Here is a 24,375-nt window from a genome sequence, read left to right as displayed (position 1 = left end):
AATGAAAAAAGTTGTTCGTTACTCATTAGTTAGTACTTTATTAGCTTCTTCATTTTTAGTTGGCTGCGCAAAAGAAAAAACAACGACAAAGCCGAAAGATGAGAAAAAAGTATTACAGTTACTAGAAACGGGTGAAATCCCGTCTTTACATTCAGGGAAAGTAACAGATGCGGTATCGTTTAACGTTTTAAATAACGTAATGGAAGGATTATTCCGTTTATCAAAAAATGATGAAGTGATTGAAGCTGGAGCACAAAAATATGAAGTGAGTCAAGATGGGAAAACATATACATTCCACTTGCGTGATGCGACATGGTCTAACGGAGACTCAGTAACAGCACAAGATTACGTATACGCTTGGAAGCAACTTATTAATCCGGATACAGCTTCTCAATATGCATACATTGCGTACGATGTGAAAAATGCGGAGAAAATAAATAAGAAACAATTAGGGGTAGAGGAATTAGGAGTAAAAGCAAAGGATGATAAAACGTTCGTTGTAGAGTTAGAACATCCTGTACCATATTTTACAAAACTACTTATTTTACCGTCCTTCTATCCAATTAACGAAAAATATGCGAAAGAACAAGGTGATAAATACGGATTAGAAGCAAATAAAGCGGTATATAACGGACCATTTACATTATCGGAGTGGAAGCATGAAGCGAGTTTTACAATGAAGAAAAACGATAAGTATTGGGATAAAAAAGAAGTGAAGCTAGATGAAATAAACTATCAAATTGTAAAAGAAATTTCAACTGCGGTAAATTTATATGAAACAGATAAAGTTGATAGAGCTGTCATTTCAACAGAATTCGTAGATAAATATAAAAATAATAAAGAGCTTAAACAATATACAGATCCGGTTATGTACTTCTTCCGATTCAATGAAAATGTACCGATTCTTAAAAATAAAAATGCACGTCTTGCGCTAAGTACAGTGTTTGATAAGAAAGGACTTGCGACTTCGTTTTTAAATGATGGTTCGGTAGCAGCGAACTATTACGTACCTAAAGGGTTCTTAAAAGGCCCTGATAAAAAAGACTTTAGAAGTACGGCAGGTGAGTTTAATAAGACGGATGTAAAACAGGCGAAAGAATATTGGGAAAAGGCGAAGCAAGAAACAGGTACAAATGAAGTGACGCTTGAGTTATTAAACTATGACTTAGAAAACTTCAAAAAAGTAGGAGAATACATTAAAGAAGAGCTAGAGAAAAACTTACCAGGCTTAAAGGTAAATGTAAAATTACAACCGCATACGCAAAAACTAGCGTTAGAGAAGAAGAAAGAATATGAAATGTCACTATCACGCTGGTTACCGGATTATCCAGATCCAATGACTTACTTAGAAGTATTCCTTTCTGGAAGCAGTGTGAACAATACAGAATATGCAAATCCGGAATATGACGCTTTAATTAAGAAGATTAAAACAGAATTAGGTAATGATGAAAAAACTCGTTGGAAAGCAATGCAAGATGCGGAAAAAATGCTGCTAGATGATGCAGTAATAGCACCGGTATTCCAGCGCGGGTTATCATACTTACAAAAGCCATATGTGAAAGATTTATATGTACATCAATTCGGCCCGGCAACTAGTTTAAAATGGGCAGATGTACAAAAATAAAAGTATGGAGAAACAGACTTCACCTGTGTGATAGTCTGTTTTTCTTATTTAAAGTTAGAGAAATAGTCCGTGGTATAATTTACTGGTCTGTATAAAACGTTTGGATGGGAATGATGTTTATGTTTGAAGAAAAGGAAGTAATATGTACAAAAAGATTGTTCATGAGGAAACCAAGTATAGAATATGTTGATCAATTTTATAACATATTAAAGCAAGAAGCTGTTGGCAAATGGCTTGCTAAATCACGAGGAATGTCAAAAGAAGAAGCAAATGATTATATCAGGAATCTTATATTACATTGGGAACAGTATAATTTTGGTGTATGGTTGTTATTTAATAGTGAAACAGGAAAGCTTTTAGGACATTGTGGTTTAAGAAAAGTGGATGAAACTGATGAAATAGAGATTATGTATCTACTTGATCCAGACTATTGGGGAAATGGATATGCATCAGAAGCGGCAGGGGCTTCTATTCAATATGCAAAAGAGACGATGGGGGTAAAAAGAGTAATTGCTAGGGTGAAAATAGCAAATGACAATTCGAAAAATCTTTTACGAAAGTTAGGTTTTACATATACTCATAATGTTGATTATAGTGGACGTACCTTATCTTATTTTGAATTTAATATAGCTTCTGATGAATTATAGACATTTTATATGTTTTTTCATGTCTTAATAATAAAATTATTACTAAATTTCCAGTGTGAAATTTATGTAGAATCTTGTATAATTAACGTGTTTCTATGGAAACATTTTCTTGCGCTATTTGTATAGGACTTAATAGAACAAGGAAAGAAATACATACATGTATATAATAGATAAATAGAATGGAACATGTATAGAGAAAAAGGAGAGAAATGATGGCGTGTCAAAAACAAGGGTTACAATTTAATAGCAATAGGAAGAGGAAGAGACGATGAAAATGAAGCATGCTTTTGGTCCGATAATTTTAGCATGTTTGCTTTTTTTCATTATCATATTAATCCCATCGAAAAGTTTCGTATCATTTATTAGTGATAAGAAGGTAGAAGATGCTGCAACCTCCTTACAAAAAGAAAAACTACAAAGTGTTTTCTTACAGCAAAAAATGTTAGAGAATTCACAGTATTTACCGATGTATGGTTCATCTGAATTTTTACGAATGGATGCATATCACCCATCTAATTACTTTAAAGTAAATCCGGCAGGTTTTACGCCATATTTAATGGGGGTTGGCGGTACGCAAAGTTTAGCTCATATATTAAATATGACGTCTACTATGGATGGATTAGAAGGTAAAAAGGTAGTCTTTGTTTTATCACCACAATGGTTTACAAAGACTGGGGTATCACAGGGGGATTTTACGAACAACTTCTCTAAGCAACAAGCATATCATTTTATTTTTAATGATAAAATAAATGTTGAAATGAAGAAGCAAATTGCGAAACGACTATTAGATTATAAAGTTGTTCAAGAAGATGATATATTAAAAAATTCATTAGAAGGTATTGTATATAATGATACGAAACATAACATAAAAGCAGGATTAGTTAAACCACTTGCTTATATGCATCGTAATATTTTAGATCATAGAGATTTATTTAACTCCTTATTTAAGATTGAACCGATGAAAGAAAAAACAAATATGGGATTACGTTCAATTTCTTGGGTAGATGCACGTAAACATGCAGAAGAAGAAGGAAAAGCGGAATCTACTACAAACACATTCGGAATTGAAAATCCGTATTACTATAAACATAATTTAAAGAAAAAATTAAAAGGGTTAAAAAACTTTAGAGCAAATGAATCATATGAAGAATCACCAGAATATGATGACTTACAAATTGTTTTAAATATATTTAAAGAGAAAAATGTTAAGCCACTATTCATTTCTGTACCTGTAAATGGACCGTGGTATGATTACGCTGGTTTCCCTAAAGAACGCCGTGAAGTGTATTATAAAAAAGTTCGGGAACAAGTTGAGAAAGCAGGATACCCAGTAGTTGACTTTTCTGGCCATGAATATGATAAGTATTTCTTAAAAGATACAATTCATTTAGGTTGGAAAGGCTGGATTTACTTTGATGAAGCAGTGCAAAACTTTTATACTGAAAAATAAGTGTGGAGAAAAAGGAACGGCTATAAGCTGTTCCTTTTTTAGTATAGAGGATTTTGAAGTGGGCAATTCGGAAAGGCATGTATATCTTGAATTTGTCTAAAATCATAATGCTTCATTGCGAACTGAGCTTGATAAAGGTATTCATACACATATAATTGACCATCATGTGCTGAACATAATACACCAGAAGTTCCCTGCCCATTTATGAAGGAAATACCGATAGGGCGTCCGATTAAGTATTGTATTTTTTGTTGCCAATGCATAGGGAAATCACTCCTTTTAGAGTTAATATACGAAATGGATGAGTGAATTGTTGCTTATCCACATAATTATGGAGGCTTTTTATATAATTCCTAGAAGATATTCATATGAATGAATTACAAGTGCGAGAAAGGAATGCATAATGAGGAAAGAAAATATTTTAGAAGAAAAGTTAAATATAATAGAATGGTGTCAAACATTGAAGGAAGTACCTGATGATATATGGTTTCAATCATTTAAAAATGGTTCGTGGGGAATTGCAGATGTGATTTCACACTTTATTATTTGGGATGATTTTGTAATGAAGTATCGAATTCCTTATTTTATTAGTACTCAATCAGTGCCCCATTTTCCAACAGATGTAGAGGAAATGAATAAGAGTGCAATTATATATGCAAGATCAGGTATTTCAAGAGAAGAGCTTATCAATCAGTTTAGCTATACTCGTAAACAATTAGTAGAAGAAATTGAGCGAATTCCTGCCGATAATTTTTATAATGATTTTCAAATTGGTACTAAAAGAGTAGGGTTGAATCATTATTTTTCATCACTCATTCAGCATGACTTAAGGCATAAGGAAGAAATAACCCAATTTTTAATACATAATCAAGTCTAATATAAAAACCGCTAACATTCGTAATGAATTATTAGCGGTTTTTATATTGTCTTAAGCAAGATTTTTACGTTTTTTTGTCCATTTTTTAAGGATGAAGTATAGTAGGATAAGTATGACGCCGCCAATTGCGAAAGACTTCACATACGGTCCCGCAATATCATTTATATTCTCCCAATTTTGACCTAGTTTTTCACCTAAATAAATAAAAATAATAGACCAAGGGATGATTGCAAGTGCTGTTAATGTAGTGAAACGTAATAACGGCATTTTTGTAATACCAGCAGGAATTGAAATTGCATGACGCACTACTGGGATAAAGCGAGCAGTGAAAATTACACCAGTCCCGTAACGGTTAAACCAATCTTCAGCTGCATCAATATGTTTTTTATGAATGAAAATATATTTTCCGTATCGTTCTAATATAGGTCGTCCACCGTACCGTCCAAGCCAATAAATAAAGATTTGAGCAATAACGCCGCCAATTGTACCGAATACAACTGCACCCACAAATGAGATACTACCATTGAATACTAGGAATCCCGCATAAGCAAGGACAATCTCACTTGGGATAATCTCAATCATAAGTCCAAGCATAATGCCCCAATAACCTAATCCCTCAAAAAACGTTAATACTGAATGAATAAAACTACTTACCATTGTTGCACCTTCTAGTTTATGTATTTTTGAATAGGTGAACCTTATACTTAATAACATAAAAGATTCACTATGTGTAGATTATACCTTATTTGTATAGGGGATTGCTATTTCAATTCTTTTATGTCTCTGATAAGTATTATAGTAAAGCATATAAGTTCTGTTTTCATGAAGAGATAATGAAAAGATTATTAATAATTTCTCATAAAAAAATAGAAGCATTTCTGCTCCTATTTTTTACGGCTTCACATCTAAGTTCTGTAAAAATAACGTTGCTGTTACGTAACGTTTCGCTAACATTTGTACATATGCGGTATGTACAGAAAGTGTGGCGATAATAATGGCGTTACGAATTGCTTCGCGTTGTTCGTTGTTAACTTGATCGAACTTGCTTGCAATTTTATCAGCTCTTTCTTTTACGATGTTTTCAATTGTATGGATTGTATCTGTTGCATTTAGTTGTAAGCAATTCCCTTGATTGAGTTCTTCAAATAGGGAAGAGTATGCTCCATATAAATGAACAGGATTGATTAAGTCATCACTTCGATCGGCTGGGTCATTTACGATAAGGCGTAATAGCTTACGAATGGATTCAAAATCAAGTGCTGTTTTTAAATCTTCGACAATGAATAGTAAGGCTGCTTGTTCAATTGAATATTTTTTTCCTTTTTGAGGGGAGCCAATCATTTCTTTTATATCTCGTTTCACCCAGTTTTGCATGGCCGTTACTGAGAAACTTGTGTTTTCAATTTGATTTCCAAGCGCAACTATTTCATTTAATGAAAAACCAACGTCCGTATCTTCAATCTTAATTAGTTTTTCAAAAATAGGTGAAAGTGCGGTAGTAATAAAAGCAGTTACGCTTTGTCCGCTTTCAATATCTTTTTTATGTGACTTCGCCCATGCTTCTTGTAAAATACCGAGAGGCTTTTTCGTATTCCATCCTCTTAATGATAGAAGAAGGGTAGCCATTTCGTTTCGTGTGAGATGAAATGTTTCCATCTTTTCACCTCCAAAAATAATAAAAAGTTCTTATGAACCTATAATATGTTTTGTTTCATTTAAAGTCAATTCTGTTTTGCTTAATTTTTCCTTTGTCACCAAACTGTCGGAAGTAAATAATACTTGCATATTTCGACAAAAGTTCATATAATAAGTTCATAAGAACCTTTAAAATGTTTTTAAAAACAAATCTATCATTCTGAATTTACTAGAAAGGTAGATTTCACATATATCTATATAAAAGGAGAATGGATATAATATGTTGAAAAAACTTGTAGCAGTCATGACAGCATTCATGGTTATCTTTGGAGCTAGTAGCTTTATGTTTGTAGACCACGCAGCAGCGAAGGGTTACAAATCTGGTAAAAAATCATACACACCAACTTCTGGCCAAAAGTCAAAAGTTGATTTGAACAAAAAAGATAATAATGTGAATTCACAAAAAACGACAACAGATTCAAAAACAAAAGCAACAAACACAGCACCAAAAAGTAATAAAGGAAGCTTTATGAAAGGTTTATTACTAGGTGGTCTTGGTGGTTTACTAATGGGTAGCTTATTTGCAAATATGGGAGCTCTTGGTTCTGTATTAGCATTTATGGTAAATATGTTAGTAATGGCTGGTATCGTAATGTTAGCAGTTCGTGCATTTAAATACTTCAAAGATCAACGTAAGAAAAAGGAAGATGAAGTAGCATGGAAACAATAAAAATTTCTGAACAAGAATTAATTAATGCGCTTTGCATATATATTGCTGAAAAAAGACAAGTTGGCCCAGAAGAAGTTTTAGTTGAACTCATGTACGACGATGACTACGGTTTCTCTGCTGAAGTAGAGGTAAATGGTCGCCAGCAAATTTTAATTCAAGCGAACTTAATCGAAGCACTACGCTTATTACTTGACAGAGAATATAATGTCAATTCATTTGCAGCAAGATTACAACTTGAATTAGATGATGAAGAAGGCATTTACGCATTAGCGAAATTTAATAACTCAGACGAGTAGGAAAAAGAGCTGTTGGGAGAAATCTCAGCAGCTCTTTTTAGTATGTGCATACGCAAGGGAATAATCACGCCAAATTTCATTCATTTTGCGTCTACCAACATCAATCATTGGATTAAATTGTATGGCAGCTTGATGACGTACGGTATGTACATGTTGAATCGCTTGTTGTAAGTGTTGTTCAACCGAATGAGATTTTTTATTTGTATGTTTTACGATAGAATATCCAGCGACAGTCCCTTGTGCCATTGCAATTTTCCCGCTTTCAATGCCAATTATATTGCCAGCTACAAATAAACCGGGAAGAGGGGTTTCCATTGTTTCGGAATGGAGAGGAACATGACCGCCTAATTCCGGAATGTAACGGAACGGACAACCAGCTACAGCGGCTAGCTCAGCAAGAGGGTATAAGCCACCGGCAATACAAACGAAGTCTGCCTCATATACTTGTTCCGATCCAGTTATGACGTTTCCTTTCGTATCAATATTAGCAACCCGTACACCTTCAACTTGATCTGTTCCGATAATTTCAAGAGCTGCTTTTCGAAGGTGAAGAGGTGTGCCGTTTATGTTCATACCTTTATTTGGATAGAAGTTTAATCCAGCTTGTTTCGCCCAATTATATTTCATCAATCGACTACCTATACGTAATAAAGGTGACGGGGCAAGATGGGCAGCATGTAAGAGAGAATTTAATACTTCTTCTGGTTCACCAGCCTTTTGACTTAATTCATTTTTTTCAGGAAGCACGATATGTTCCACTTTAATTCCCGCTAATTGTAATTCATTTAAAATAGCGAATGACAAAATGTTAGCACCAATAATTACTCCTTTTTTCCCAACTTGAACGCGGTGTACATTTGTCATTACTTGGGCTGCCCCGATTGACATAACTCCTGGAAGTGTCCAACCAGGAAGGGGAATGGAGTACTCAGCAGCGCCAGTAGCAAGTAGAACGAACGGTGCTTCTAACGTACCGATATTCGTATGTACGAACCAAGTGCTTTCATCTTTATCTAAATTATAGACGGAAATACCACATCGAATATCAACTGAAAGTGATTTTGCTTCTTCGTGAAGGCGTTTTGATTCTTCTATGCCGTTCCACCATTCTCCAGTAGGTTCTTGATGTAATTGACCGAGCAACCTTCCGCCAGGCTTCATAAATTCATCAATAACAAGTACATTGAAACCAAATCGAGCGCAAGAGATGGAGGCTGATAAACCTGCTGGTCCAGCACCGATAATAATGACATCGTTCATCGTTTTTTCACCATCTCTCTCACGATATTTGGATGCTGTTTGCCGCTATCAACAATCATATCTTTTTCTACAACAGTTAAGCATGCTCGTACGTTCGTTTGATTATTTACTGTGACGCGGCACTCAGAACAATGTCCAATATTACAGTAAATACCTCGCGGCGTCCCGCTGTCTTCATGCACTCTTAAAGTTCTTATTCCGTTTGCAAGTAAAGCGGCCGCAATCGTTTCATGTTCATATCCCTCATATTGTTGACCGTTAAATTGGAAAGTGATACGTTTACTACTATTTAAACTCCCTAAAACAGGGTGATGGGTAATTCTATTCATTTATTTTCACCTACCGCTCCAAAGGTAACTGCACGCACTGGTGGTTGATATTTTAATGGAATTTCATTAGTAGTTACGTCAGGATTTGCACTTTCAATCATTCGATCTATCATCATTCTACATGTGCGGCCACCGCAAAATCCCATACCAGCACGTGTTCTTAGTTTTAATTCTCTTGCCGAGCAATTATATTCAGCAATTGTCGATTGAAGTTGACCGTATGTAACTTCTTCACATCGACAAACAATTACATGATCTTTATTCGTCATATGTATTCCTCCTCTAGTTCGGTTTGCACAAATTATTATGCAAAAACTATGCCAATATAGAGGAGGGAAACGGTTATTGTAACCCAAGTTTTTTTAAACGGTTATATAAGGTAGCCCTCGTAACACCGAGCTGTTTTGCGCATTCTAATTTATTCCCATTCAAAATGCGTAAAGCCCTCTCAATGACTTTCTTCTCATGTTCATCCATCTCTTCTTGCAAAGAGAGAATCGTATTATTGTTGCTGAGTAATAGGGAATGAGCCGTATGATTCTCTAACGTTTCAGTTGTATGAAATGGTAAATACTCTTGTTTTATAATGCCGTCAGTCGCAAATACGACAAGTCTTTCAACAACGTTACGAAGCTCGCGAATATTACCTGGCCAATTGTAATGAAGCAGTTCATGCATAATGCTGGAAGGTAAGTCACGAATTGGTCTGTTATAGTTGATTGAAAAATGGTTTAAGAAAGAATAAGTTAATTCAATAATATCCTCACGTCTTTCGCGTAGCGGTGGAATATGCAAACTAACTACATTTAGGCGATAGTATAAATCTTCTCGGAACGTGCCTTTTCTCATTTCTTCTTGTAAATCACGATTTGTAGCAGCGATAATACGGAAATCAATCTTTATTTCTTTTTCTCCACCAACTCGGTAATATTTTCTTTCTTGTAGTACACGCAAAAGCTTTACTTGCATATCGAGCGGCATTTCTCCTATTTCATCAAGAAATAATGTGCCACCTTGTGCGAGCTCTATTTTACCTTTCTTACCTTTACTATTTGCACCAGAAAATGCCCCGCGCTCATAGCCGAATAATTCACTTTCAAATAATGCTTCTGGAATGGCGCCGCAGTTAATTGAAATGAACGGAGCTTTAGCTGCTTCACTTGCATCATGAATCGCTTTCGCAAATACTTCTTTTCCAACACCACTTTCGCCGAGTATTAAAACAGTTGATTTCACCGAACACACCTTTCTAGCTAATTGTATCGTTCTTTGTATAACAGGGCTCTTTCCATTCATCGCAAGGAAAGGGTCTGATTCATCTTTATACTTTGCGACCTCTTGTTCTAAACGGTGCATTTCATGTGACATATTAAATAGTTTTTCATTTAAAGCAACTTGATTCGTAACATCAGTTTCTGAAACGACGGCTCCAATAATTTCATCGTTACAATACACTGGGTTTGAATTAATTAATACGAACAGATCTGGACGGGGCTGATGGAACTGAGCAATTATGCTTTTTCCGTCATGTAATGATTGTAAAATTTCCAAATCTTTATAGTCAAAAAAGCGAGTGATAGGTTGTCCAATAATTTCATTATGACTGACTGAAAAAATTTTTTCGGCGCCATCTGTCCAAGTACGAACACATTCTTTATCATCGATGACTGTAACGGAAGAATCAGTTGTTTGTATTACGGTGTTATAGAAAGATTGTAGTTCATAGTAAGACTTAACAAGAAACGGAATGATTTGCTGTGCCGTTATACAGCATATAGGCTCTTTATTTCGGTTCATTATGATACCGGCTAGTTCATTGGAAAACCCGTCAATTAAAGCGGTGAATGAGTCATCTTCATATATAACTGCACAAGTATATTCTTCTGTAGTAGAAGGTCGGTAATAAAATTTTTCGTCAACTTGTTCAATGTGTTGAATGCTATATGTATGATCAATAGATAATGTTCTTAGAAATTCTTTTATTGTGGGAAATGAGAATGTCATAATGACCTCCTATTATGTATAAAAATTTTGACAGTGATAAAAAAATAATACACCTATTTATGATAAATTCAAAATATTTTTACAAATAAAAATATTATTTGTAAAAAGTGTATATATGCAGAGTTGGCACGTCAATTGCATAAAAGAAAGTGAGGGATTAAAAAGAAGGGAGGCGTGCTACGTGAGGCACTGCGACGTTTTAATAATAGGTGGTGGAATTATAGGATGTTCAATCGCTTATTACACTTCAAAATATGGAAGAGACGTAACAATCATTGAAAAAGGAGAATTTGTCAGTGGGACGTCTTCACGGTGTGACGGAAATATTTTGGCTATTGATAAAGACCCAGGGTTTGATAGTCAAATGTCGTTAGTAAGTCAAAAATTAGTAACTGATTTAAGTGAAGAGTTAGAGCACTCATTTGAATATAGGGCGCCAGGAAGTATTCTCGTATGTGAGTCGGACGAAGAGATGGAAGCAGCGCAGCAATGGGTGAATCGTCAAAAAGAAGCGGGTTTACCGTTTCGAATGCTTGATAGGCAAGATATAAGAGCGGAATCGCCATTCTTTGCAGATGATTTATTAGGCGGGTTAGAATGCGCAACGGATTCGACTGTAAATCCATATCTTCTCGCTTTTTCACTTCTTGCAGAATCGAAGAAATTTGGTACGAAAGCATTTAATCATACGGAAGTAAAAGAAATGAAAAGAGATATAGACGGTTCCTTTATTATAGAAACGACAAATGGGACGTTTACTGCGAAGCAAGTAGTAAACGCAGCCGGTGTGTGGGCTCCGAAAATCGGACAAATGCTTGATGTAAATATCCCAATTGAACCGAGAAAGGGGCATATTATTGTAGCATCAAGGCAACAACACGTTGGTTGCCGTAAAGTAATGGAATTTGGTTATTTAATTTCTAAATTTGGCGGAAAACGAAAAGTGGATGCTTTAACTGAAAAATATGGGGTAGCTCTTGTATTTGAGCCGACAGAAAGCCAAAATTTTTTAATTGGTAGTAGTAGAGAGTTTGTAGGATTTCATACGAGGATAAATAATGAGGTAATTAAATGTATTGCGAACAGAGCAATTCGTTTTTATCCGAAAATGGCAGATATGATGGTGATTCGTTCATACGCTGGATTACGTCCGTGGACAGAAGACCATTTGCCAATCATTTCACGTGTGGAACATATCCCGAATTACTTTATAGCAGCAGGGCATGAAGGGGATGGCATTAGTCTTGCCGCAGTTACAGGGAAAGTGATTGAAGAGATATTAAATGAAAAAGAAACAATCATTCCTATTGAACCACTTCGTTTGAGTCGTTTTACAGAAAGGGTGTTAAATGGATGAGGTCACAAAGAGTCTTTACGACGATTGATACACATACGGGCGGGAATCCAACAAGAACATTGATTAGCGGACTGCCTAAGTTAATTGGAGAGACGATGGCAGAGAAGATGTTACATATGAAAAAGGAGTATGACTGGATTCGCAAATTGTTAATGAATGAACCGCGTGGTCATGATGTAATGTCAGGAGCATTATTAACAGATCCATGTCATCCTGAAGCTGATATTGGTGTTATTTACATAGAAACAGGTGGATATTTACCGATGTGTGGTCACGATACAATTGGTGTGTGTACAGCTTTAATTGAATCAGGTTTAATTCCAGTAGTTGAACCGATTACTTCGTTAAAGTTAGATACGCCAGCCGGTTTAGTTGAAGTGGATATCTTTGTTCAAGATGGAAAGGCGAAAGAAGTCTCCTTTTGTAACATACCAGCTTTTTTATTAAAACATATTACTGTAGACGTCGAAAACATTGGAACTGTAGAGGCTGATATTGCGTATGGAGGGAACTTTTATGCCATTATCGATGCAAAATCGGTAGGTTTAGAGTTAGTACCAGAAAACGCATCTACAATCATAGATAAGGCTATTCATATAAGAAATATCATTAATGAGAAATTTGAAATCATTCATCCAGAGCATTCATTTATTAGAGGATTAACCCATATTGAATTTTATACAGGTCCTACTCATGAAAGTGCTCATGTAAAAAATACAGTTGTCGTTCCACCAGGGGGAATTGATCGTTCTCCATGTGGTACAGGAACATCAGCGAAGTTAGCTGTATTATACGCAAATCAAAAAATTGAGATGAATAAAGAGTTTATTCACGAAAGTATCGTTGGCTCTTTATTTAAAGGAAGCGTCATAAATACGACAAATGTTGAAAATATGGAAGCTGTCGTAACGAAAATTACAGGTTCAGCTTGGCTTATGGGTATGCATAGATTTTTTTACAATGAAAAGGATCCGCTGAAAGAAGGCTTTTTGCTAATTCCGCCGATGGAACATGAAACGGAGGATGTAAAATGAACATTCAAAAAATGTATACAGCAGTAGATGTACACGTAAATGGCGAGGCATTTCGTGTAATAAAAGATGTACCATGCAAGTACTACTACAGTTTAGAGCAATTAAACGAACAATTTTCAGGTGAGTTAGCAGAAGAAATACAGCTTTTATTAAATGAACCGCGTGGTTTTATCGGTTTAAATGGATGTATCGTCGTTCCTTCTATTCATACGGAAGTCGATGCAGCTGTATTATTTTTTAATCATGAAGGGTCAATTCCGCTTCATTATGGAGGTATTGTCGCAGTCATAACGATGTTACTAGAAAGTGGGTATGTAAAAAAGAGAGAGACGAATCAATACAAAATCGAAACGTTATCTGGCATATATTCAGTCTATGCGTATGTAGAGAATGATGAAGTTGTATCTGTTTCGTTCGAAAGTAAGCTATGTTATATGATTGAGAAAAATTTACAAGTTGGTAATATAAATTACTCTCTCATACAGGCAGATAAAGTATATGCAGTTGTAGAAAAAGGTGCGTATTCGCCAGAAATTCGTATTGAAAATATTTCTGAATTGAAAAAATGGGGGGAAGCTACACTCCAAGCTATACAAAAACAGTCGCTAATAAAAAGGCTTATTTTAGTAGATTCCACGCAGAAAGAGAAGAACCATATAAAGTCGATTACATTTCATGAAGATAACTTTATCATACGTTCGCCGGGGTTTGTTTCGACTATAGTGTCTTATGTTCACGCGTTATTTAAAAATGATCATATAGCGGATAAACCTTTTATAAATGAAAGTATATTTAATAGTTTTATAACTGTTGAAAAAGTGAAGAAGAAAGAAACAGGTTATATTTTTCGTTTTGAAAGTAGAGGGTTTATTACAGGGATGCAGACGTTTCTATTAGACCCTACAGATCCGTTTCCGACAGGATTTTTATTAAAATAAAATGGTAAAGGGAGAGATAAATATGAAAAAAATTAAAGGGGCATTTCCAGTATTAATCACACCGATGGATGAGTTGCAAGAAATTAATTGGGACGGTGTAAAACAAAACGTAAACTATTTTATTGAGCAAAAAGTAGCTGGCATTATTATTAATGGAAGTACAGGAGAGTTTGTTAGTTTATCAAAAGAAGAACGATTTAAAATGGTAGAAACAGTATTAAAAGAAGTTGATGGACGTATTCCAGTTATTGTTGGAACTGCAGCAGAAACGACGAAAGAGACGATTGAATATACGAAACATGCCGAAGCACATGGAGCGGATTGTGCATTAATTATTAACTCGTACTATTGTAAACCGAAAGAAGAGGAAATTTATTTTCATTTTAAAGAAATCTCAAACGCTGTAAATATACCAATTATGTTATACAATAATCCATTTACATCTGGAGTTGATATGAGTACTGAGCTCATGTTACGCATTGGAAAAGAATGTGAAAATGTTACACATATTAAAGAATCTAGTGGAGATATTCGAAAAGCTAGAGATTTAGTAAGACAAGGCGAAGGGGCTTTTCAAGTATTTTGCGGATCTGAAGATTTAGTTATGGAATCTTATTTAGTTGGTGCGACGGGATGGGTTTCAGTAGCAGGAAATATCGTACCGGGACTTGTTACGAAAATGTATGAGCATTTCCAAAATGGCGAATTAGAAAAAGCTTGGGAAATTAACGATGCGATTTTACCACTTTGCGAGTTTCTTGAAGGATCAGGAAAGTATGTACAAATCGTGAAACGCTCAATGGAATTACATGGGCAAGCTGGAGGGCCTTCTCGTTATCCGAGACTCGGTTTAACTGAAGAAGAAGATCAAAAACTTCAAATGCTTATTTCAAAAATCGCAACTCATGCAGCTGTTTAAATAAGGAGGAAATCATATATGTTAACGACAAACATTGAGCTGAAACCAAAAGTGAAAGCGTTTTTAAATGAAGAGATTAAAATGTTTATTAATGGTGAATTTGTTCCTTCCATTAGCGGAAAGACGTTTGAAACATATAATCCAGCGACAGAAGATGTTCTTGCAGTTGTTTATGAAGCACAAGAAGAGGATATTGATGTGGCAGTAAAAGCGGCGAGATCTGCATTTGAATCAGGAACTTGGGCAGAAATGACTACTGCTGAAAGAGCGCACCTTATTTATAAATTAGCAGACTTAATTGAAGAACACCGGGAAGAATTGGCGCAGTTAGAAGCTTTAGATAACGGGAAACCATATCAAGTAGCACTGGATGATGATATTGCAGCGACTGTAGAAAATTATCGTTATTATGCGGGATGGGCTACGAAAATTATTGGGCAAACAATTCCGATTTCAAAAGATTACTTAAATTATACACGCCATGAACCTGTTGGGGTTGTAGGGCAAATTATTCCTTGGAATTTTCCTCTTGTTATGTCTTCTTGGAAAATGGGAGCTGCACTAGCAACAGGTTGTACAATCGTATTAAAACCAGCAGAACAAACGCCTTTATCATTATTATATACAGCGAAGCTCTTTAAAGAAGCAGGTTTTCCAAGCGGTGTCGTAAATTTTGTGCCAGGTTTCGGCCCTGAAGCTGGAGCGGCAATTGTAAACCATCATGATATTGATAAGGTAGCCTTCACAGGTTCAACAGTTACAGGAAAATATATTATGCGTCAATCTGCAGAAACTATTAAACATGTAACGTTAGAACTTGGTGGTAAATCACCAAATATCATTTTAGAAGACGCTGATTTAGAAGAAGCGATTAACGGCGCATTCCAGGGCATTATGTATAATCACGGCCAAAATTGTAGTGCCGGTTCTCGCGTGTTCGTTCACCGGAAACATTACGAAACAGTCGTAAATGAACTAGTGAAAATGGCGAATAACGTGAAACTTGGAGCAGGTATGGAGAAGGAAACGGAAATGGGGCCACTCGTATCTAAAAAGCAACAAGAGCGTGTACTACATTACATTGAACAAGGAAAAGCTGAAGGCGCGACTGTTGCTGCTGGCGGTGAACAGGCATTTGAAAAAGGGTATTTTGTACAGCCAACAGTATTCACTGATGTTACGGACGATATGACGATAGTTAAGGAAGAAATCTTCGGTCCTGTTGTCGTTGTACTTCCATTTGATTCGACGGAAGAAGTAATCGAAAGAGCAAATCGTTCGTCATATGGGCTTGCAGCGGGCGTATGGACACAAAATATTAAAACAGGACATCAAGTCGCCAATAAGTTAAAGGCAGGAACAGTATGGGTTAATGATTATAACTTAGAAAATGCAGCGGCACCATTTGGTGGGTTTAAACAATCTGGTATCGGTCGTGAGTTAGGTTCATATGCGCTTGATAACTATACAGAAGTGAAAAGCGTTTGGGTGAATATAAAGTAAAAGAGAATCTAACTATTAATAAATAGAGGGATGAAATAATAAGAGATGCGGACAACTGGAAGATTTTATAATAGTTGTCCGTTTTCTTATATATAAAATAGCTTTCAAAAGAATGATAAGGGGGATTTGGATGGAGCAATTAGTAGAGTGGTTAGTAGGGCAAGTATGGAGTATTGGGTTAGTTGTTTTTGCATTAGGGGCAGGTGTGTATTTTACAATTGCAACTCGTTTTCTACAAATTCGTTATTTTAAAGAGATGATTAAACTATTATTTGAAGGGAAGAGCTCAGAGACCGGAATTTCATCCTTTCAAGCATTTTGTTTAGCTTTATCAGGTAGGGTTGGAATAGGTAATATTGCAGGGGTCGCGACGGCTATCGCTTTTGGCGGACCTGGAGCTGTATTTTGGATGTGGATAATGGCTCTTTTAGGAGCAGCTAGTGCTTTTGTTGAATCAACATTATCTCAAGTGTATAAAAGTAAAGTTGGAAATGAATACCGTGGTGGTACACCTTATTTCATTGAAAAAGGCTTGAAAATGAAATGGTTTGCAGTCATTGTCGCGGTCGTTGTAACACTTTCATATGGTGTTTTATTACCAGGTATTCAATCTAGTAGTATAGCAGTTGGATTCGAAAACTCTAATGGGATTAGCAAATATATAACTGGTATCTTGTTAGTCGTATTATTAGCAGCAATCATTTTTGGTGGCGTAAAGAGAATTGCTGGCGTTTCGCAAATGCTTGTTCCATTTATGGCAATTGGATATGTAATTGTTACATGTATCGTATTAATTGCGAATGTAACAGAAATTCCAAGTATGTTTGCTTTAATTTTCTCTAGTGCTTTTGGTGTAAATGAAATGTTTGGCGGAATCGTCGGTGCGGCAATCGCATGGGGCGTAAAACGCGCTGTATTTTCAAATGTTGCTGGTGTTGGAGAAGCGACGTATAGCTCCGCTGCTGCTGAAGTATCCCATCCTGCAAAACAAGGGTTAGTTCAAGCGTTTTCTGTATATATCGATACAATTGTTGTTTGTACAGCGACAGCTCTTATGATTTTAATAACAGGTATGTATAATGTTATACCTGAAGGAAAAAGCGCTATTGTAAAGAATATAGGGAATGTTGATGCAGGTCCAATTTATACACAACAAGCAGTTGAAACCGTTATGACAGGGTTTGGTCCATTATTCATTTCAATCGCAATTTTCTTCTTCGCATTTACAACATTACTCGCATACTACTATATCGCTGAAACGACACTTACTTATTTAGATCGTGAGCTTAAACATAGCTGGTTAAAACCAGTTTTAAAAATTGGATTTTTAATTATGGTTTACATCGGTAGCGTAGAATCAGCTTCACTTTTATGGAATCTTGGAGATTTAGGAATTGGTAGCATGGCATGGTTAAACTTAATCGCGATTCTATTATTAAGTAAAATCGCATTAAAAGTGTTAAAAGATTATGAAGCACAGAAAAAAGAAGGGAAAGATCCAGTGTTTGATCCTAAAAAAGTTGGGATTGAAGGATTAGTTTTTTGGGAGGAGAGAAGTAAAGAGATTGAAAGGAAAAACTATAAAGAACAATCAGTAGTGGATGATAGTCTGAAGTTGTAGTTGTAATAAACTGAATATTCATTCTTTTCTGGCGGCGTATATTGCCTTCTTTTCATCACATACTACAATAGGTACATATAATTGGAATGGAGGTAATAATAAGATGGAACACGAACAACATAGTTCAGTAAATGACGTTCTACATCATTATAAAGAAGGAATCGGTAGTTTTACAAACCAAATTCCTGAAATTGCTGAAACATATAATGCATTCACGCAAGCTTGTTTTCAAGAGGGTTCTTTAACAAAAAGAGAAAAACAACTTATTGCATTAGGAATTAGTCTAGCAACGCAAGATGAATATTGTACCGTTTATCATACAAAAGGTTGTCTTGATCAAGGGTGTTCAGATAAAGAAATTCTGGAAGCGTGTGGTGTATCAGCAGCATTTGCTGGCGGAGCTGCAATGAGTCAAGCGGTAACTTTAGTACAGGAATGTTTAACAGAACTGAAAAATCAAAAGCATTGAATGTAAAAAAACGTTTTAAACATAAAGTTTAAAACGTTTTTTTATGTGAAATTAAATTTTTATTCACTTTAATATTCTATATCTTCATAAATCGAATTCTCTACATCAGGAAGAATTGTGTATATGCTTTTACCGATTAAAGCTTCTAATTCTTTCTTAATTGCATAAAACCCTTTCCAATGTAATGATGTATGAGACGTTGTACCATGACGTAAACCAACGGAAATCAATCTTCTTTCCAGCGTAGTAAAACCATCCGCGTCAGCAAGAGCATCACAAAGAGTAATTATCTTATTGTATAAATCGTAGTTACAATGTTCATTCAATATTTCAACTAACTGGATTCTCATATGGTCAGGAACGAGACTCCACTCTGCTGCGATATCTATATGTTCATTTTTGCATGGGAATGAGTGTGTAACACAAATAACAGCGTTTCCTGTATACCCTAAATCATTCATATACATATAACCATCATAAGAATGAATGACCGATTTGGTAAAACCTTTGTATCTTCCGATATCATGCAAAAGGGCAGCATTATATGCTATATCAGCATCTAGGTTATACCCATTTTTAATAAGTTCTATAATTATGTTTTCAGTTGCCTGAGCAACATTTATTGAATGTTCAAACCAAGGACCGGGGTTTTGTTCATATGCCCATTCGAGTAATTCTTTTGCATATGTTCTATCTAATATATATTTCATATCGTTATCCTTTCCCTAAAAAATCATGTTTTAAAGAATTTCATCTTAGTATATCATTATTCCTGCTTTAAAAATTGGTACAATGAAACAAAAGGGGGATTAGTAATGCGAAATTTAGTAATTGAAGAGATTAAGCAAATAAATGATGATATGGAAGAGCTGTCTGAACTTTTGAAAACGGTTGTAAATGATGGGGCGTCAATTGGTTTTTTACCTCCACTGGATCAAAAAGAATCAGCGAAGTATTGGGAAACTGTTTTAGCACCAGAAGTGATCTTATATGTTGCTAAAATAAATAATGAAGTGGCAGGGAGTATTCAATTACATTTAGTTACAAAGCCTAATGGGATTCATAGAGCTGAAATTTGTAAGTTAATGACTCATCCAAACTTTAGACGTAATGGCATTGGACGTTCACTTATGCACAAAGCAGAGGAACGAGCGAAGCAAGAAAATAGGTCTCTTTTAGTGTTAGATACGAGAGAAGGAGACCCTTCAAATAGATTATATAAATCATTAGACTATCAAGAAGCTGGAAAAATACCAGAATACGCAATTTCTCCAAATGGTAGTTTGGATGCTACAGTTATTTATTATAAAGTTTTATAAGTTATGATTAAAAAGCTATCATGTTCAAAATAATATACTTCAATTTTTAACAACGTCTATATTTCTCTAGCGGTGTTATTTGAATTTGTATAATGGATCAAATGAATTTGAGAAAGTTTTTAGAGGGTTCTTTTCGTTATGCTCCTCGACTTATAATGGATGTAGAGAAGATGACTAGCCAACTATAGTTATTTTCGCTTTATTATGAGAAAGGGGATGACGTGATGAAAACGAAAGGTTTACAGAAGGTGAAGAAAGTTATATTAAGTGGTGGCATATTACTTACGGGATTGTTAACTTTCGGTTTTTCAGAAAAAGCTTCAGCTCATGGATATGTTGAATCACCAGCAAGCCGTTCTTATTTATGTAAGCAAGGGGTAAATGTAAACTGCGGACCAATTCAATATGAGCCGCAAAGTGTAGAAGGAATAGGTGGATTCCCGCAATTAGGACCTTCTGATGGACAAATTGCAGGAGCTGGTCATTTCCCTGCTTTAGACGTTCAAACAGTTGATAGGTGGAAGAAAGTTACGTTAAACGGCGGCGCGAATACATTTAAGTGGAAATTAACCGCACCTCATAGTACGAAAGAATGGAAATACTATATTACGAAAAAAGATTGGAATCCAAATAAACCTTTAACAAGATCTGATTTAGATTTAGTACCATTCTATGTAAAAAATGATGGTGGAGCTAGACCAGGAACTTTGGTAACACATGAAGCAAACGTACCAACTGATAGAAATGGATATCACCTTATTTTAGCTGTGTGGGAAATTGCAGATACTGGGAATGCATTTTATCAAGTTATAGATGTTAACCTTGTAAATAACGGTTTGGCATCGAATTTCGCGCTAAATCATGTAGTGCAAGCTCCTAGCTTATTTTAAATAAAGTGAAACTTTAATCAGTGGGGGGGTCTTCATCCCCCCACTGATTATCAGCCCTCACCAATCGGACTTTTATGGGCAGCCCGACCCCCACCGAACTTCTTTGTTTTCGCTGAATTTTGAGGTGGGGGTCTTACTGCCCGTTAAAGCGGGATAAAATATACATTTTGATCATCTAATTCATTTTAGATGATCTTTTTTTATGAAAAACGATGAAAAATATAGAAGAAAGTGCAATTATTTATAAAAAATTATGCTTTAAATATTGTCATATTTGCTTCTTTAAGATATCCTTTTCATGAAGAGGTGGAAAACATGGAAAAAGTACTAGTTTTCGGGCATAAAAACCCAGATACAGATGCAATTTGTTCTGCAATTGCTTATGCAGAATTGAAAAAAGAATTAGGAATGAATGCTGAGCCTGTACGTTTAGGCGAAATCAGCGGTGAAACTCAATTTGCGTTAGACTATTTTAAAGTAGAAGGACCGCGTTTTGTTGAGACAGTTGCAAACGAAGTGGACAACGTTATTTTAGTTGATCATAACGAGCGTCAACAAAGTGCTAACGATATCGAATCTGTTCGTGTGTTAGAAGTTATTGACCATCACCGTATTGCTAACTTTGAAACAAGCGATCCTATTTACTACCGTTGTGAGCCAGTTGGTTGTACAGCTACAATCTTAAACAAAATGTACAAAGAAAACGGCGTTACAATTCGTAAAGAAGTTGCCGGTTTAATGTTATCTGCAATCATTTCAGATTCTTTACTATTCAAATCTCCAACTTGCACAGAGCAAGACGTAGCGGCAGCTCGTGAATTAGCGGAAATCGCTGGTGTAGATGCTGATAACTACGGCTTAGAAATGTTAAAAGCTGGTGCTGATTTAAGCGGAAAAACAATGGAGCAATTAATCTCTCTTGACGCTAAAGAATTCCAAATGGGTAATGCGAAAGTTGAAATTGCACAAGTAAACGCTGTTGATACAAACGACGTTCTTGTACACCAAGCGGAACTTGAAAAAGTTATCTCTGCAGTAGTAGAAGAAAAAGGTTTAGACCTATTCTTATTCGTTGTAACTGATATCTTAACTAACGATTCTGTTGGTCTTGCGATCGGTAAAGCAGCAAACGTTGTTGAGAAAGCATACAACGTATCTCTAGAAAACAACACTGCTACTTTAAAAGGTGTTGTATCTCGTAAAAAACAAATCGTACCAGTATTAACAGAAGCATTCCAAGCTTAATAGTATTGAGTATGGTTTAACAAAAAAGGACAAGTAGTCGGATTGGCTACTTGTCCTTTTTTATCTATAAAAAACAGAAAGTTCAAACTAGTTAATGGGAGGATTGTGTATGTTTAATGATTTAGAAAATAACTTACAGTCACTTTTAGAGCGAAATATTGCTTCTGTTTCAGAATTAGAGAGTTGGCTTTTGGATGAACGGCGTGTAACTGCTGAAATAGAAGAGGAGATAACAAGTAGTTTGATCGCCACGTATAGAGATACAAATGACAGAAATATACGTGGTTTACATATGTATAATCAAAATACAATCCAACCAATTTTAAAAAGATACAATGCAAAATTTGACCAGAAATTTAGAGAGTGCGCGTTTTCCGACTTATTAGATGAGCAGAAATATGGATTTATGAAAAAAGCAAGATTAGTAAAAAGTAAAATGTTTAATGAAAAGAAGGTTACTCTTTCCGTTAAAGAGCAAGAGCTTATTACGAAATATAGAGAAATAATGTCTAACATATCTATTAATTGGGAAGGCGAGCAAAAGACATATGCATTTGTAAAAGCAAAATTAGATAACCCAAATAGAGTTATTCGTAAAAAAGCCTGGTACGCTTTATGTGAAGCGAGAAGTGTAGTGAAAATAGATATAAATTTTATTTTGAATGAACTTGTACAATTGCGGAATGAAATGGCTTTAAATGCGGGATTTAATAATTATAGTGAATATGCTTTCAAACAAAAAAATAGAGATTATAGTATTGAAGAATGTTATAAGCTTCATGAATCTATAGAAAAGTATATTGTCCCCATTTGGAAACAGTTGGGAAGTCTTTCTAAAAAAAATCTCGGTGTAAAAAGATATCGCCCTTGGGATCTTACGCTATGTAATGTACCAAAAGCTCCATTTCAAAATGCCATTGATTTATTGGATGGGGTGGAAGAAATGTTTCGGAAGACAGATTTATATTTTTATGAGAAATTTATTCATATAAGGAAAGCTGGATTTATTGACGTAGAAGAACGTGAAAATAAAGCACCAGGAGCTGTTTGTTTTACCTTGCCTCATAGTAAAGAGGTTTTTGTGTATTCTAATTTTAGTCCATCATTTTATGCAATTAATGCACTGATACACGAATTGGGGCATGCATTTCATTTTTATAAACAATTTAATAATGAAAGTAGCATGCAGGAAAGGTATCTTCGTGAAGAGGTGGCTGAGCTGTATTCTCTCAGCCTTGAGTTACTAGTAATGGAAAAGCTTAATATCTTTTACAAGCAAGAAGAAGAATATAAAGAAGTGCAGCGAGTGCAATTATATCGTACTTTGTCTTTATTAATATCGTCAGTTGCAGGAGATGTATTCCAGCACTGGCTTTATACAAATCCAAACCATACATCAGAAGAGCGTGATAAGAAATACTCCGAACTATGCAAAAGGTATCAATATTCATCAGTCGACATTACAGGATTAGAGAATGAAATCAGTTCGAGTTGGTTAGAGACATTTCACTTTGTTCAGTTTCCTTTTTATAAAATTGAATACGCAATTGCACAAATAGGAGCAATGCAATTGTTTCAAATGTATCGAGAGGATCCAGAAAAAGCGATTACTTTCTTTAAAGAGGGAGCGAGTGTAGATTGGAACCTACCAATACAAGAAATATATGAAAAAACAGGTGTCACGTTTGATTTTTCGAAAGAAAGAATAGAAAGTACTGCAATCGTTATTTTGGATCTAATTAACGATTTAAAATAAGGATAGCATTTGCTATCCTTATAATTGTTTATTTGTAGATTTTTTCTTGTTTATATAAAATGTAATAATTGTTGAAATGAGGAAAATAGGTATAGCATACACTTGCCCAACAAACAACTTCCAGCCAACATGATTATAGCCTTCAGACGCTGGAGCAAGCATAGCGATTATGCAAGCAATAATATAGAGTACTAGTGCAGGGAGTATATTTTTCATATATTCACCTCCTTCTAAAGATATTATATTTGATTATCTATATACTTTAATTTTTATTAAGGGATTTGAAAAGTAAATATACCGTTGTTTGTAGTATTATAATATTTACAAGGAGTGTACTATGTTTAAATAGGGGAATGGGTGTTCAAATCTAAAAAAAGTGAATTATTAGTAAAAAAGATGGTTATATGGTAAAAGATGTAATTTATTTATGTTTAATATCATTATATAGCATGGTGGGGGCAAAATGTATAAA

General features: G+C 35.2%; 26 protein-coding genes. 17 read left to right on the top strand and 9 right to left on the bottom strand.

The genetic code is table 11. The features are described from left to right. Position 1 precedes the first annotated feature (1 nt). The 3 genes from ACZ76X_RS01750 (at position 2) to dltD (ending at position 3,721) form a co-directional block, all read left to right on the top strand. Positions 2 to 1,624, top strand: coding sequence for a peptide ABC transporter substrate-binding protein (locus ACZ76X_RS01750; RefSeq protein WP_479849301.1), 1,623 nt, complete (start codon positions 2 to 4; stop codon positions 1,622 to 1,624). A gap of 119 nt (positions 1,625 to 1,743) precedes the next feature. Next, positions 1,744 to 2,271 (top strand): GNAT family N-acetyltransferase, encoded by a 528-nt coding sequence (locus ACZ76X_RS01745; RefSeq protein ID WP_070807308.1) that lies wholly within the window; start codon positions 1,744 to 1,746, stop codon positions 2,269 to 2,271. Between the two features lie 268 nt (positions 2,272 to 2,539). After that, a complete protein-coding gene (gene dltD, locus ACZ76X_RS01740; RefSeq protein WP_479849300.1) occupies positions 2,540 to 3,721 on the top strand; it encodes a D-alanyl-lipoteichoic acid biosynthesis protein DltD in 1,182 nt (393 codons plus the stop codon). A 38-nt stretch (positions 3,722 to 3,759) separates the two neighbouring features. Here dltD and ACZ76X_RS01735 read toward each other — a convergent pair whose 3' ends face one another. Further along, the gene (locus tag ACZ76X_RS01735; protein ID WP_479849299.1) at positions 3,760 to 3,984 is read right to left on the bottom strand and encodes a hypothetical protein; all 225 of its coding nucleotides are present in this window, start codon (positions 3,982 to 3,984) and stop codon (positions 3,760 to 3,762) included. A 140-nt stretch (positions 3,985 to 4,124) separates the two neighbouring features. Here ACZ76X_RS01735 and ACZ76X_RS01730 point away from each other — a divergent pair, with 140 nt between their 5' ends. Continuing rightward, positions 4,125 to 4,598, top strand: coding sequence for a DinB family protein (locus ACZ76X_RS01730; RefSeq protein WP_479849298.1), 474 nt, complete (start codon positions 4,125 to 4,127; stop codon positions 4,596 to 4,598). Positions 4,599 to 4,649: 51 nt separating this feature from the next. Here ACZ76X_RS01730 and uptA read toward each other — a convergent pair whose 3' ends face one another. After that, positions 4,650 to 5,255: an undecaprenyl phosphate transporter UptA gene (gene uptA / locus ACZ76X_RS01725; RefSeq protein ID WP_061664652.1), complete on the bottom strand. Its 606-nt coding sequence runs from the start codon at positions 5,253 to 5,255 to the stop codon at positions 4,650 to 4,652. A gap of 234 nt (positions 5,256 to 5,489) precedes the next feature. Then, the gene (locus ACZ76X_RS01720) at positions 5,490 to 6,254 is read right to left on the bottom strand and encodes a DUF1836 domain-containing protein (protein ID WP_000447235.1); all 765 of its coding nucleotides are present in this window, start codon (positions 6,252 to 6,254) and stop codon (positions 5,490 to 5,492) included. Positions 6,255 to 6,513: 259 nt separating this feature from the next. On the opposite strand from ACZ76X_RS01720, the gene ACZ76X_RS01715 reads away from it, so the two are divergent. Together ACZ76X_RS01715 and ACZ76X_RS01710 are read left to right on the top strand one after the other, a co-directional pair. After that, entirely contained in the window at positions 6,514 to 6,963 is a 450-nt protein-coding gene (locus ACZ76X_RS01715; RefSeq protein ID WP_048525932.1) for a hypothetical protein, read from the top strand. Continuing rightward, entirely contained in the window at positions 6,951 to 7,259 is a 309-nt protein-coding gene (locus tag ACZ76X_RS01710; protein WP_000447750.1) for a YxcD family protein, read from the top strand. The genes ACZ76X_RS01715 and ACZ76X_RS01710 overlap by 13 nt, the downstream gene beginning before the upstream one ends. A 24-nt stretch (positions 7,260 to 7,283) precedes the next feature. On the opposite strand, the gene ACZ76X_RS01705 is transcribed toward ACZ76X_RS01710, so the two are convergent. The 4 genes from ACZ76X_RS01705 to ACZ76X_RS01690 form a co-directional block, all read right to left on the bottom strand. Then, entirely contained in the window at positions 7,284 to 8,519 is a 1,236-nt protein-coding gene (locus tag ACZ76X_RS01705; protein WP_479849297.1) for an NAD(P)/FAD-dependent oxidoreductase, read from the bottom strand. After that, positions 8,516 to 8,848: a (2Fe-2S)-binding protein gene (locus tag ACZ76X_RS01700; RefSeq protein ID WP_479849296.1), complete on the bottom strand. Its 333-nt coding sequence runs from the start codon at positions 8,846 to 8,848 to the stop codon at positions 8,516 to 8,518. The genes ACZ76X_RS01705 and ACZ76X_RS01700 overlap by 4 nt, the downstream gene beginning before the upstream one ends. Continuing rightward, on the bottom strand, positions 8,845 to 9,117 hold the full coding sequence (locus tag ACZ76X_RS01695; RefSeq protein ID WP_098669746.1) for a (2Fe-2S)-binding protein: 273 nt from the start codon (positions 9,115 to 9,117) through the stop codon (positions 8,845 to 8,847). Before ACZ76X_RS01695 ends, ACZ76X_RS01700 begins: the two co-directional genes overlap by 4 nt. Before the next feature lie 73 nt (positions 9,118 to 9,190). Next, on the bottom strand, positions 9,191 to 10,852 hold the full coding sequence (locus ACZ76X_RS01690; protein ID WP_479849295.1) for a sigma-54 interaction domain-containing protein: 1,662 nt from the start codon (positions 10,850 to 10,852) through the stop codon (positions 9,191 to 9,193). Positions 10,853 to 11,033: 181 nt separating this feature from the next. Between ACZ76X_RS01690 and ACZ76X_RS01685 the strand changes: the two genes are divergently transcribed. From ACZ76X_RS01685 to ACZ76X_RS01655, 7 genes are all read left to right on the top strand, one after another. Next, positions 11,034 to 12,209, top strand: coding sequence for an NAD(P)/FAD-dependent oxidoreductase (locus tag ACZ76X_RS01685; protein ID WP_479849294.1), 1,176 nt, complete (start codon positions 11,034 to 11,036; stop codon positions 12,207 to 12,209). Then, entirely contained in the window at positions 12,206 to 13,243 is a 1,038-nt protein-coding gene (locus tag ACZ76X_RS01680; RefSeq protein WP_479849293.1) for a proline racemase family protein, read from the top strand. The genes ACZ76X_RS01685 and ACZ76X_RS01680 overlap by 4 nt, the downstream gene beginning before the upstream one ends. Further along, on the top strand, positions 13,240 to 14,181 hold the full coding sequence (locus ACZ76X_RS01675) for a proline racemase family protein (protein ID WP_479849292.1): 942 nt from the start codon (positions 13,240 to 13,242) through the stop codon (positions 14,179 to 14,181). The genes ACZ76X_RS01680 and ACZ76X_RS01675 overlap by 4 nt, the downstream gene beginning before the upstream one ends. 1 nt (position 14,182) lies before the next feature. Further along, positions 14,183 to 15,100 (top strand): 4-hydroxy-tetrahydrodipicolinate synthase, encoded by a 918-nt coding sequence (gene dapA / locus ACZ76X_RS01670; RefSeq protein WP_479849291.1) that lies wholly within the window; start codon positions 14,183 to 14,185, stop codon positions 15,098 to 15,100. An 18-nt stretch (positions 15,101 to 15,118) separates the two neighbouring features. Beyond that, positions 15,119 to 16,603, top strand: a complete 1,485-nt coding sequence (locus ACZ76X_RS01665) for an aldehyde dehydrogenase family protein (protein ID WP_479849290.1) — start codon at positions 15,119 to 15,121, stop codon at positions 16,601 to 16,603. A gap of 130 nt (positions 16,604 to 16,733) precedes the next feature. Then, entirely contained in the window at positions 16,734 to 18,224 is a 1,491-nt protein-coding gene (locus ACZ76X_RS01660) for an alanine/glycine:cation symporter family protein (RefSeq protein ID WP_098669753.1), read from the top strand. Between the two features lie 103 nt (positions 18,225 to 18,327). After that, positions 18,328 to 18,693 carry a carboxymuconolactone decarboxylase family protein gene (locus ACZ76X_RS01655; RefSeq protein WP_479849289.1) on the top strand — a complete coding sequence of 122 codons (366 nt, stop codon included), beginning with the start codon at positions 18,328 to 18,330 and terminating at the stop codon, positions 18,691 to 18,693. A 68-nt stretch (positions 18,694 to 18,761) separates the two neighbouring features. Here ACZ76X_RS01655 and ACZ76X_RS01650 read toward each other — a convergent pair whose 3' ends face one another. Continuing rightward, on the bottom strand, positions 18,762 to 19,403 hold the full coding sequence (locus tag ACZ76X_RS01650; RefSeq protein ID WP_479849288.1) for an HD domain-containing protein: 642 nt from the start codon (positions 19,401 to 19,403) through the stop codon (positions 18,762 to 18,764). Positions 19,404 to 19,508: 105 nt separating this feature from the next. On the opposite strand from ACZ76X_RS01650, the gene ACZ76X_RS01645 reads away from it, so the two are divergent. The 4 genes from ACZ76X_RS01645 (at position 19,509) to ACZ76X_RS01630 (ending at position 23,903) form a co-directional block, all read left to right on the top strand. After that, positions 19,509 to 20,012 (top strand): N-acetyltransferase family protein, encoded by a 504-nt coding sequence (locus tag ACZ76X_RS01645; RefSeq protein ID WP_479849287.1) that lies wholly within the window; start codon positions 19,509 to 19,511, stop codon positions 20,010 to 20,012. Between the two features lie 224 nt (positions 20,013 to 20,236). After that, positions 20,237 to 20,902: a lytic polysaccharide monooxygenase gene (locus ACZ76X_RS01640; RefSeq protein ID WP_098669756.1), complete on the top strand. Its 666-nt coding sequence runs from the start codon at positions 20,237 to 20,239 to the stop codon at positions 20,900 to 20,902. 315 nt (positions 20,903 to 21,217) lie between these two features. Beyond that, entirely contained in the window at positions 21,218 to 22,147 is a 930-nt protein-coding gene (ppaC, locus tag ACZ76X_RS01635) for a manganese-dependent inorganic pyrophosphatase (RefSeq protein ID WP_306182832.1), read from the top strand. 109 nt (positions 22,148 to 22,256) lie between these two features. Beyond that, on the top strand, positions 22,257 to 23,903 hold the full coding sequence (locus ACZ76X_RS01630) for a M3 family oligoendopeptidase (protein ID WP_479849286.1): 1,647 nt from the start codon (positions 22,257 to 22,259) through the stop codon (positions 23,901 to 23,903). A gap of 18 nt (positions 23,904 to 23,921) precedes the next feature. Here the strand turns inward: ACZ76X_RS01630 and ACZ76X_RS01625 are convergent, their stop codons facing one another. Next, a complete protein-coding gene (locus tag ACZ76X_RS01625) occupies positions 23,922 to 24,119 on the bottom strand; it encodes a DUF4017 family protein (RefSeq protein ID WP_479849285.1) in 198 nt (65 codons plus the stop codon). Positions 24,120 to 24,375 lie beyond the last annotated feature (256 nt).

Source organism: Bacillus sp. BC05(2025), assembly GCF_056725905.1.
The sequence above is the reverse complement of the archived record's forward strand: the minus strand, read 5'-3'. Positions and strand labels throughout refer to the sequence as shown.

Excerpts from the sequence above, each read along its gene's own strand:
- ACZ76X_RS01750 (WP_479849301.1), top strand. The coding sequence starts at position 2 with ATGAAAAAAGTTGTTCGTTACTCATTAGTTAGTACTTTATTAGCTTCT.
- ACZ76X_RS01745 (WP_070807308.1), top strand. The coding sequence starts at position 1,744 with ATGTTTGAAGAAAAGGAAGTAATATGTACAAAAAGATTGTTCATGAGG.
- dltD (WP_479849300.1), top strand. The coding sequence starts at position 2,540 with ATGAAAATGAAGCATGCTTTTGGTCCGATAATTTTAGCATGTTTGCTT.
- ACZ76X_RS01735 (WP_479849299.1), bottom strand. The coding sequence starts at position 3,984 with ATGCATTGGCAACAAAAAATACAATACTTAATCGGACGCCCTATCGGT.
- ACZ76X_RS01730 (WP_479849298.1), top strand. The coding sequence starts at position 4,125 with ATGAGGAAAGAAAATATTTTAGAAGAAAAGTTAAATATAATAGAATGG.
- uptA (WP_061664652.1), bottom strand. The coding sequence starts at position 5,255 with ATGGTAAGTAGTTTTATTCATTCAGTATTAACGTTTTTTGAGGGATTA.
- ACZ76X_RS01720 (WP_000447235.1), bottom strand. The coding sequence starts at position 6,254 with ATGGAAACATTTCATCTCACACGAAACGAAATGGCTACCCTTCTTCTA.
- ACZ76X_RS01715 (WP_048525932.1), top strand. The coding sequence starts at position 6,514 with ATGTTGAAAAAACTTGTAGCAGTCATGACAGCATTCATGGTTATCTTT.
- ACZ76X_RS01710 (WP_000447750.1), top strand. The coding sequence starts at position 6,951 with ATGGAAACAATAAAAATTTCTGAACAAGAATTAATTAATGCGCTTTGC.
- ACZ76X_RS01705 (WP_479849297.1), bottom strand. The coding sequence starts at position 8,519 with ATGAACGATGTCATTATTATCGGTGCTGGACCAGCAGGTTTATCAGCC.
- ACZ76X_RS01700 (WP_479849296.1), bottom strand. The coding sequence starts at position 8,848 with ATGAATAGAATTACCCATCACCCTGTTTTAGGGAGTTTAAATAGTAGT.
- ACZ76X_RS01695 (WP_098669746.1), bottom strand. The coding sequence starts at position 9,117 with ATGACGAATAAAGATCATGTAATTGTTTGTCGATGTGAAGAAGTTACA.
- ACZ76X_RS01690 (WP_479849295.1), bottom strand. The coding sequence starts at position 10,852 with ATGACATTCTCATTTCCCACAATAAAAGAATTTCTAAGAACATTATCT.
- ACZ76X_RS01680 (WP_479849293.1), top strand. The coding sequence starts at position 12,206 with ATGAGGTCACAAAGAGTCTTTACGACGATTGATACACATACGGGCGGG.
- ACZ76X_RS01675 (WP_479849292.1), top strand. The coding sequence starts at position 13,240 with ATGAACATTCAAAAAATGTATACAGCAGTAGATGTACACGTAAATGGC.
- dapA (WP_479849291.1), top strand. The coding sequence starts at position 14,183 with ATGGTAAAGGGAGAGATAAATATGAAAAAAATTAAAGGGGCATTTCCA.
- ACZ76X_RS01665 (WP_479849290.1), top strand. The coding sequence starts at position 15,119 with ATGTTAACGACAAACATTGAGCTGAAACCAAAAGTGAAAGCGTTTTTA.
- ACZ76X_RS01660 (WP_098669753.1), top strand. The coding sequence starts at position 16,734 with ATGGAGCAATTAGTAGAGTGGTTAGTAGGGCAAGTATGGAGTATTGGG.
- ACZ76X_RS01655 (WP_479849289.1), top strand. The coding sequence starts at position 18,328 with ATGGAACACGAACAACATAGTTCAGTAAATGACGTTCTACATCATTAT.
- ACZ76X_RS01650 (WP_479849288.1), bottom strand. The coding sequence starts at position 19,403 with ATGAAATATATATTAGATAGAACATATGCAAAAGAATTACTCGAATGG.
- ACZ76X_RS01645 (WP_479849287.1), top strand. The coding sequence starts at position 19,509 with ATGCGAAATTTAGTAATTGAAGAGATTAAGCAAATAAATGATGATATG.
- ACZ76X_RS01640 (WP_098669756.1), top strand. The coding sequence starts at position 20,237 with ATGAAAACGAAAGGTTTACAGAAGGTGAAGAAAGTTATATTAAGTGGT.
- ppaC (WP_306182832.1), top strand. The coding sequence starts at position 21,218 with ATGGAAAAAGTACTAGTTTTCGGGCATAAAAACCCAGATACAGATGCA.
- ACZ76X_RS01630 (WP_479849286.1), top strand. The coding sequence starts at position 22,257 with ATGTTTAATGATTTAGAAAATAACTTACAGTCACTTTTAGAGCGAAAT.
- ACZ76X_RS01625 (WP_479849285.1), bottom strand. The coding sequence starts at position 24,119 with ATGAAAAATATACTCCCTGCACTAGTACTCTATATTATTGCTTGCATA.